General features: G+C 43.7%; 4 protein-coding genes. All 4 read right to left on the bottom strand.

Annotation, left to right across the window (positions count from 1 at the left end):
• Positions 1–1,670, bottom strand: a 1,670-nt coding sequence (locus KKD20_06105; protein MBU4332657.1) for a hypothetical protein, incomplete at its 3' end; no start/stop codon positions are given.
• Positions 1,671–1,745: 75 nt separating this feature from the next.
• A complete protein-coding gene (locus KKD20_06100; GenBank protein MBU4332656.1) occupies positions 1,746–2,393 on the bottom strand; it encodes a transposase in 648 nt (215 codons plus the stop codon).
• Positions 2,394–2,400: 7 nt separating this feature from the next.
• Entirely contained in the window at positions 2,401–4,422 is a 2,022-nt protein-coding gene (locus tag KKD20_06095) for a fibronectin type III domain-containing protein (protein ID MBU4332655.1), read from the bottom strand.
• Between the two features lie 137 nt (positions 4,423–4,559).
• Positions 4,560–5,600, bottom strand: a complete 1,041-nt coding sequence (locus KKD20_06090) for a DUF916 domain-containing protein (GenBank protein ID MBU4332654.1) — start codon at positions 5,598–5,600, stop codon at positions 4,560–4,562.
• Between the last annotated feature and the right edge of the window lie 113 nt (positions 5,601–5,713).

The raw sequence follows: 5,713 nt of genomic DNA, 5'->3' as shown, positions 1-5,713 counted from the left end.
GTCCCAGAATCATAGTGCAGAGAGTCAGTCCCAAATCTCACATCTTGTTTAACCCAAAGAGAACCCGGCAAAGTCGTGGTCGCGCCCAGCACTCCAATCGTGGAACTGGCCCCGACATCAATGCCGCCGGTGAAGTAAGCCAGGCCAGTGGTTGTGGACTGGCCGGTGATAGTAAGATTCCCAAGAGTGGAACTCGCCACATCAAGCCCTTGAGCATAAAGAGTCTGGGTAGAAGTCGCATTGCCAATTATTCTGATATCGCTAAAAGTTGAGGAAGCCGCAACATCTAGAGATTGGGTAATATAGAAACTGCCAGTCGTCGTGGCTTGGTCATATACTGTATTGATGACAAAAGTATCAGTTGTTCCATCGCCGACAGTCAAAGCCGCGGCATTGGAAATATCAATATCCAAGATATTATTTAGATCAACTGAACCCTGCAAGGTTGAAGAAGCATTAACTTCAATGCCGGTTTGGAAGTAAGCAATACCCGTGGTAGTGGCCTGGCCCGTAACAACCAAAGTGCTAATAGTTGAAGAAGTGGTATCCAGGCCAACGGTGAAATAACCAATGCCGGATGAAGTAGCATTCCCATCCCAGCCGATTTTAAATTTGTTACTATCCCCTACTTGGAAGTTAACAAAGTCGCCGGTAAAGCTCGCGGGGTTAGCCGCAATAAAAGTGCCGTTAGCATTGGCGCCGGACATCGGGTTGGCCGTCAGCTGAATCAAACCCATGGTGGAGCTCGCCACCGGCGTTGAGCGGACTCTGATAGCCGGGCCCGCATCATCGCCAACTCCGGTTTGCCGCAGGTCCAAAATAGCCTCGGTAGTGGAAGCGGAAATTTTAGCAGTCTCGGTGTTCGTGGCAACCGAACTCAAATCAATCGTACCATCTCCTATCAAAGCATTAGCATTCATGGCCTGGGGCACAGCCGTGATTTTCTTGCGCGGAAACAGGACTTCATCATCAAACTGAACTTCCAAATACAAATCATCACTGCCCCAAAGAACCCCGGAGCTGGAAGCCACAGAACAAGCCGCCTCGTTCCAACTGTTGCAGGAAGTGTTTAAATCAATAGTGAAAATTCCGTCTTTGACATAGATGCGATTAGTGATGGTATCAGTGGAAGTCCAGGCCTGGCGAATCGGAGTAATGTTTAAAGTATTAGCGCCGGTGTTAACTCCGCTGACGCGCACAGCTTCTCGTTTGGTAATATTCCATAAAGTCTGGCCCGCTTTCAAAGTTGCCTCATTAGAATCCGAAGTATAAATAATATCATCAGCGCTGGTGGCGTAATTTGCGCTAAGGTTAGCCGTAAATAAAGATGAAGTGGCCCAAGATTCCTGCCACAAAAGCGCGGCGCTGGTTGTGGCCTCGGAATTATTAAAGATTCTGAACCGAAAATCCTTGACCCCGTCAGCTACATTTGTGCCGTCAGAATTTTGGACTTTTCCTTGGAAATTGATGAAAGTGGTGGTCGCGGTCATGGCGCTGGCTTCGGAAATGCCCATTAGGGTGGGTTGGGTCCCTTGACCCAACTTCACATTAGAAGCAATCTTAACCAGGCCCGGAGGAACAGGGCCAAAAATCAAACTCAAACACACCACGATTATTAGCGTGGTTTTTATTTTATGAATTATTTTATTTTTGTTTAACCAATTAGGCATGGGACTAATTGACATGGACACCCCCTCCAGACACTAAGTGTCCCGCTGGACACTTAGTGTCTTACCAGAGGCGTCTTATTCTAATAAACACTTTTTAAATTCCTCTTTTAAAGCCTTTTTCCTTTGGCTCGCTTCTTTGATCACTAAGTCGACAAATTCTTTATAAGTTCTCCTTTCTTCGAATTCTTTAAAAAATCCAAAAATTATATCTTTATCGCAAATCGTTCCTTTCCGTAAACCAACATAATCTTTATAACTACTCCACGGCCAATCCTTGGCTAAAAAAATCCCATGAATTTCCGAATTGCCATTAACATAGCCAGATAACCAACCAAGATAACTCTCGGATTTAATATGAACATCCTTAAATGTTCCTTGAAATAGCGCTCCTGAACGATCATATCTATAATTAAAATATTTAGCATATCCCATTTCTATTTTATGGAGAAATTTCGAGATGCCCATCTCCATTGATTGTCTTAAAATAAAATGATAATGATTCGGATTCAAGCAATAACAAATTATATCTACTAATCTATTAGCCCCAGGCACAACCCCAGACACTAAGTGTCCCGCTGGACACTTAGTGTCTTTGTCATTAAAATCCCTCATACCCCGCAAAAATCTGATATAATCTTTTCCCTTCACAAAAATTTCCCGTTTATCTACACCGCGATTATAAATATGGTAATATTCATTTGTTTGAAACTTAGTTTTACGCATCGTATATTTATAGACACTTAGTGTCTGAATAATTTCTTTTTCGCCTCTTCGTTGCTTCCCGCAAAATTATCAGCAAAAGAATTAAAAGCGCCAAAAACCAGAGAAAATCGCGCAAAAATTTTAAAAACTGGATAAAGCCGAATTTTTTGTAAAAAGCTTCTTCTAAAAGCTTCAAAACTACTTGATGATTCACCAGATTATCCGTAACCTCAAACCGTTTAGTCTTAACCGGCTGGCGCCCATTAATAGCTACTTCCAAATAATATCGGCCATTAGGCACCATAAAACCGTATTCACCGTTCTGATTAGTAATTTGGGGATTAAATTGAAAGTAGTCCTGGGCTGGCCACATGTCTGTCTCTTCTCTAGAGATTGCTGATTCAGCATGGCATGTTTTGACTATCCTATTGTCCCATTGTTCGATTGTTCGATTGTCCGACGCGTCTTGCCCGCTGCGACGCGATGCGGGTTTCTCGATTGCTCGATTGCTTTCATGCTTTAATGTTTTAATGTTCTCTTGATTTATTAATTTCTGGCTAGCCCGATACAACCGCACCTCCGCTCCCCTGATTACCAGGCCATCCTCGGTTTCTTTAAAGTCAACTGTCGGGTCGCCTATAACCTCGGCCTTAATCTTGCCGTATTGCTCAACTACCAGCTCTCCGGAGATAGTGCTCTTGGTACCGTCCCTATATATTAGTATTAATACAATTAATGGGTAAATTCCGGTAACTTGCGACACCTGATTAGTCACTCGATACACTTGGTTAATAGACGACGATTCGTTATTATTAACTTTATTAACTTTATTAACCCCGTTATTAACCGTGTCACCCCTCCTGACATCCGACATCCTCATTGCCAAAGGTATCAAATCCGAAATTTTAAGAATATAACCTGATTCTCCAATCCGTAAAATAATGGTTTTTAAAATATCCGGCAGCTTGTCTTTTTCAATAACAGTAGTTAAAATTGAACCTTCCAGAATTTTTAGCTGCGCTGTTGGAATGACACCCCAAGCATCAGTGAGGGGTGTTATCAACGCATTCTCTTTGTCAACGATAACATCGCTCCTTTCAGTCGCGATGTCATTCCATTCCGTAATTTGTCTTTCCGAAAGAAAAATCTCCAAAGAATCATGAGCCACAAAAAATCGAAAGTCAGCCAAGGTTAGCTCTGTGGGCACTTCAGGATAAGGCGGAATATAAGGCCCTTCGTATTCTTCGCCCGGCACAGCCGAAGCAATAGCGCCGGAGGAAAAATTGCCGGTAAAATCATAAGCATAGGCTGTATAATAATAACGAGTCCCATTAGTAAGCCCCAAATCATTGTGCTCTTCTGCCTTCCCGTCATATACCAAAACTACTCCGTCACAGACACCAAGTGTCCCACTGGACACTTGGTGTCCTTCAGCTGTCAAACACTCTCTCTCTGGATAAAACACCTCACTCCGCAAAATCCTGACCCCGGCAAAATCACTGTCCGGCGGATTTTTCCAGGTCAATTTTATGAAAGCATTGCCTGGCGTGGCTATAAAATCTAAAACATCAGCTGGCGGGGTAAAATCAGGTTCAGCCGATGTTTTAAAGCTATAATCACCGGAAAGCGCAACTGTGCCTTGCGAATCTTGAGCCCGAATTCGGAAATGATACTCTGTCCCTGGTTTAAGCCCAATCAAAATTATTTCGTGCTCAAGCCATAAACTGTTTGTGCCGTCATTTGTGCGGCCTAATTCATAACCAATGGTTTGGCCGTAAAAAAGTTCAGTAGTACAAACAATATCTGTCTGCCAAATAATCCTGGCACTTGTCCGCGTAATGTCTAAAATCCGCACATCAAAAATTTTCGGAACTCTTCTCGTGCCCCAAAGCCCCAAATAAGGCGCAAGTTCCGGCGGAATGTAACCAATCGGCTCCACAGTCGCGTTTAAAATTGCGCTCTGAGTTCGGGTGGCAGTTTCTGCCAATGCCAAAAAGGGAATCGTTAAAGAAACGATTAAAATTATAATAATTGCTTTTTGATAATGCATAGGAAATCATTGTGATACGATTGTAATACGCGAACCGAGCCGCAGCGAGGTGAGCTTATTACTATTGTATTACGCAAAGGTGAGCCGACCTGTCCGCCGTAGCCTTGGCGTAGGTGGAAGGCGAGCCGAGCTTGTTACTACGAGTTACTTTTCCCCGCCTTCTTTAAAATCCACTGGTTATACTTTTTCATCCCCGCGGTCAAAACTAAAATAATCAATATCAGTATAATGACAACCGTCAATATCAACCGCCAGGGAAAAATCCAAAACTCAAACGTAGTGCTGGACTCTTTATTATCCTGGCCCCAACTAAGCGATAAATAAGCCGAATACTTGCCAAAACCAAATCCTCTGGCTTCATTTTTGATTTCCTGAAAAAACCGCCTGAAAAGACCTTCGGAAACCGGCCCCGGCGCTTTTTTGCCTTTCCAAATCATCTCAAATCTTCTGGCGCTCCCGGGCAAAACATTCCCGCCATTTTCATTAACCTCCAGGCTGGCTACCACCCGGCCAAGCAGATTATAAATATCTACTTTGCCAACGGGCTTTAAGTGAACATTGCCTGAATTTTCGAAACGCGTGTAAAGGGCAATCGGCCTTTTGCTAAAAAGCTCCTTAGCGGTCTGGGTGCCAAAAGCAATGATATTAGCTTGCTCAATAACCTTGCCGCTCACCCGCGTCAAAATCAAAGTACCGACCTTGCTGACCACGCCAACACCAATTTCGCTGGTTATTTCCGGCGCTCGCGTTTCAAAAAAAACGCCTCCATAATGCCCGCCAGGGCTTGCATCTTGGGGAATGGTAATTGTTACCTTAACTTGAGCTCTTTCCCAACTGGGCAAAAAAATCTCCTTATCACTTAGGGTCAGCCAAGGTATAAGCGAATAAGGGTAATCTTGCTCCGCGCTTAAAAAGGCCGGTTCTCCCGCTTCCCCTCCGGCTGCAAAATCTGCGGTTGAAACATAGAAAATTTGCGGTTGATCAGTAGTGTTAATAATCCTAATCTCTTCCTGGATTACTGCTCCGGGATCCGCGTCAATTTCAATCACTGGAGGGGAAATTGTAAGCGCATCGGCCCCGGTTTTAGGGACTAATATCAATAAGAATGCGCTGCCTAAAATCGCGGCCAAAAAAACTTTGAGGTACCTCCTTGCAAATTGTGATTTGTGATAATTCATAGGAGTCTAAATTATAGTAACTTGTTGTAACTAGCTCGGTCGGCCTTCGGCCTCCCTCGCGTAACTTATAGTAATTTATTGTTTTTTGACAACAACGAGTTACTATAAGTTAC

The organism is Patescibacteria group bacterium (assembly GCA_018896645.1).
Lineage (GTDB): Bacteria > Patescibacteriota > Patescibacteriia > UBA2591 > JABMQE01 > JAHIMF01.
Note: the sequence above shows the minus strand (reverse complement) of the source record. Positions and strands in the feature narration are given on the sequence as shown.

Excerpts from the sequence above, each read along its gene's own strand:
- KKD20_06100 (MBU4332656.1), bottom strand. The coding sequence starts at position 2,393 with ATGCGTAAAACTAAGTTTCAAACAAATGAATATTACCATATTTATAAT.
- KKD20_06095 (MBU4332655.1), bottom strand. The coding sequence starts at position 4,422 with ATGCATTATCAAAAAGCAATTATTATAATTTTAATCGTTTCTTTAACG.
- KKD20_06090 (MBU4332654.1), bottom strand. The coding sequence starts at position 5,600 with ATGAATTATCACAAATCACAATTTGCAAGGAGGTACCTCAAAGTTTTT.